Origin of the sequence: Snuella lapsa (assembly GCF_039539345.1) — a bacterium.
Taxonomy (GTDB): Bacteria; Bacteroidota; Bacteroidia; order Flavobacteriales; family Flavobacteriaceae; genus Snuella; species Snuella lapsa.
In genome coordinates, this window is sequence record NZ_BAABCY010000106.1 from 1 (window position 1) to 3,550 (window position 3,550).

Sequence of the window (3,550 nt, forward strand, 5' to 3'; positions counted from 1 at the left end):
CACTTGTGGGAGAGTAGGTCGTCGCCTTTTTTAGAAATCCCGTTCCATATCAATTGGAACGGGATTTTTTTTGCTCTAAAACCTCGGGATATTGGTGGGCGAAGATCACTTTTTGGGGATTCTTGCACCTTTATTGTTTTAATAGATTTAGTTTTTTTATACCTTCGGGGAATTGTTAGATAACTATGGGTATAACGAAAAAGATAAGTGTATTTTACTTGTGTTTGGTTGCATGGGGTTGTTATTCCCAAGAGTCAATAGATTCACTAAAAACCGTACCTGTAGAATTGCTGGATCATTCGTATACCGCCAGCGCAGAAATTAATGGGGAACCCCTAAAAGAAGTTAGCTGGATAGAACTTCCAGGGAAGGTTACAACAGGAGCCTTTTCATCAAATACAAGTAAGTTAACACCTCAAAAGAGAGGGTTCTGGTTCTCTCCGGATATTTTTAACTTCAATAGTTATAAAGAGGATATACCTAAAATCTTTAGAGCATATAAGTACGATTTAAAAGAAAAATTAAAGATTTATATGCCATTGGAAGGGCATATAGACAATTTGGCGACGTCCGATAATTTAGAAGTATCCAATGATATAACTTTTTTTGAAGATCAAGAACACGGCACGGTGGCATATTTTAATGGAGCCTCCAGTTATATCGACCTTAGGGATGAAAGCAACGTAGCGTTTAATGAACTTACTATTTCTGTTTGGCTTAAACCAGACAAAGTAAACGGAATATTTAGTATTATTGGTAAAGGCGAAGTATTTTCGGCCAAAATACATAAAGGCGTCTTGCAATTTACCACACCAGGGATTAAAGACCATTTTGGAAGTAAACGTGTGGTTGAGCCTAATGTATGGACCCATGTTGCCTTTGTTTATTTGCCCAATAAGGAAATGTATTTTTATGTTAACGGGGAATTAGTTTATAAGAGTATAGCATCTAGAATAGAACAAACAAATCATTCCATGCTTGTTGGGACAAATTTGTGGGGTGAGAACTATATTGGTTTTATGAGTAATCTGGCAGTATGGCAGCGTGCTTTAAGTGACGATGAAGTTAAAGAGATTTATGTTAAGGGTATTGAGATTGATGAGGAAAGTTCAAATGTGTTTCTGATAATTGCTTTTGTGGTCGTTTTGATTTTTGTTCTTTTTATGATTTTTATGAGAGCTAAATCGCGAGTTCGCAAGACGGCTAATGCTTCTCAGAAACATTCGGTTATAATTAGTGACTCCATAGGAACAGATTATACTATTCATTGTTTAGGTGGCTTTAAAGTTTATAACTCTAAAAGAGAAGATATTACTCATAAGCTTTCTCCTAAGCGTAGAGAGTTATTATTATGTTTAATACTGTTTACGCTTCGGGAAGGCGGTATAACATCAAAAAAGATGGGGCAAATTCTATGGCCAGGTTTTTCTTCTGCCCGGGTAAAAAATAATAGAAGTACACAGATTAAAGAGATTCGAAGTATTTTTAATGATCAGCCCGATATTGAAATTGTGTATTCAGATAAGAAGTGGAGACTAAAAACTGATAGCAGCAATACCTTAGACCTGTTTGAATTGCAGTATATGGTGCCTAATCTATTCAGATACAACCAGCATGGAGTTAACACAGTAGAGGATGTTAAAAAACTATTGTCTATTGTGAATTTAGGAGTGCTTTTACCAAATTTTGATGCGGATTGGGTTGACCCTTTTAAGGCTAGATATGATAGCTTTATTTTAGAAATACTAACTCCTTATTTGGAAAAAAACAATGTAGAGGATGATTTTTTAATTGAAATAATTGATGCTATTTTGGTTATAGACCCTTTACATGAAGATGCTGTTAAAACTAAAATAGAGGTTTTAATTAGACAAGGAAAACATATGTCGGCTCAAAAAGTAACCGAACAGTTTAAAAAACTGTATGAACAATTCTATAGAGAGCCTTATTTGAAAGAGCTTATTTAGTTTAAATTTACTTATTTTTAGTTAATTACCCTTTTTATTACCCCTATTACTATATCCCGATCTCCTAGATTTACAACGCAAATGAATTTGTGTCATTACATGAATTCAAGAATCTTAATGTTTACCTTATTGTAAAAATAACTATATGAAGAAACAGTTAAATACCAGGAGGGACTTTGTGAAGAAAGCAATAGTCACTACGGCGGGAATCAGTATTATTCCAAGACATGTCATGGGAGGAACTAACTTTTTAGCTCCAAGTGATCAACTAACTAAAGCAGTTATAGGTGTTGGAGGTATGGGACAAGGCCATCTAAACTATGAAGGAACTAAATTACTTGCTATTTGTGATGCAGATGGCAAACATTTAGCCAATACTTTGAAAAAAGTTGGAAATGATGTTAAAGGTTATAGAGACTTTAGAGAAGTCTTACAACGTCCAGATATTGATATTGTGCATATAGCTACGCCCCCGCACTGGCATGGAATTATGTCTGTTATGGCTGCTGAAGCCGGTAAGGATGTTTGGTGCGAAAAACCAATGACCAGAACCATTGGAGAAGGGAAACGCGTTGTTGAGGCTATGAAACAGCATGGAAGAATGTTTCGATTAAACACTTGGTTTCGATTTAAAGATAACTTCTATGGTATGGGTACACCTGTTAAAAAACTAAAAAAGGTTGTTGATAGTGGTGCGTTGGGGTGGCCATTAAAAGTTACCATTAGTGGCGTTACTGGTTTTAACTGGAAGTTCTACTGGGTTGGAAAAGAGAACCTTAAGCCAGAAGCTGTGCCTGCACATTTAGATTACAATATGTGGTTAGGGCCTGCTCCCGAAAAACCATATAATCCTCATAGAGTACATTCAACTTTTAGAGGGTATTGGGACTATGATGGAGGCGGACTCGGGGACATGGGACAACATTATATTGATCCTGTGCAATACTTTTTAGGAAAGGATAATACCAGTCCAGTTAAAGTTGAAGTAGATGCTCCCCAACAGCATTATGATGCAATTGGTACTTGGCGAAAAATAGTTTTTACTTATGCCGATGGCTGTCAGATTATTTTGGATGGTGCCAATGAAGACAAAGGCGCTGCCTATATCGAAGGTCCTAATGGAAAAATATTTAATGGATTTAAATCTACAATCCCTAATATAGAAGGTATTATTAATAGTATTCCAGATCCAGAAGAACAAATAGCAACATTTACCGAATCTGTAAAAACACGTCAGAAGTTTGCCTTAAATGAAGAAAATGGTCATCGATCGGCTACTGTTGTAAATATGGGGGTTATTGCGCTTCGTCTAGGAAGAACATTAGAGTTTGACCCAGTTAAACAAGAGTTTATTAATGATGATGAAGCAAATAGATTAATTAATCAACCAATGCGAAGTTCTTGGGCATATTAAAAAAAGTAAACAGTTGAAACATCCATGGTTGAAAATTTAGATACACAGCGAAATGATAATTTGGATGTTACATGTGCCCTTTAAAAACAATAAATATTAACACATGAAACCTCCATTACAGCACAAAATAATTTTAGAGGAATCTGTCACAAAAGGGGATGAATAAGTA

Annotated in this window: 2 protein-coding genes; both read left to right on the forward strand. The window is 35.6% G+C overall.

The features are described from left to right. The first annotated feature begins 185 nt into the window (after positions 1–185). Positions 186–1,967, forward strand: a complete 1,782-nt coding sequence (locus ABD792_RS18840) for a LamG-like jellyroll fold domain-containing protein (RefSeq protein WP_345008084.1) — start codon at positions 186–188, stop codon at positions 1,965–1,967. A gap of 145 nt (positions 1,968–2,112) precedes the next feature. Further along, the gene (locus ABD792_RS18845) at positions 2,113–3,381 is read left to right on the forward strand and encodes a Gfo/Idh/MocA family oxidoreductase (protein ID WP_345008086.1); all 1,269 of its coding nucleotides are present in this window, start codon (positions 2,113–2,115) and stop codon (positions 3,379–3,381) included. Positions 3,382–3,550 lie beyond the last annotated feature (169 nt).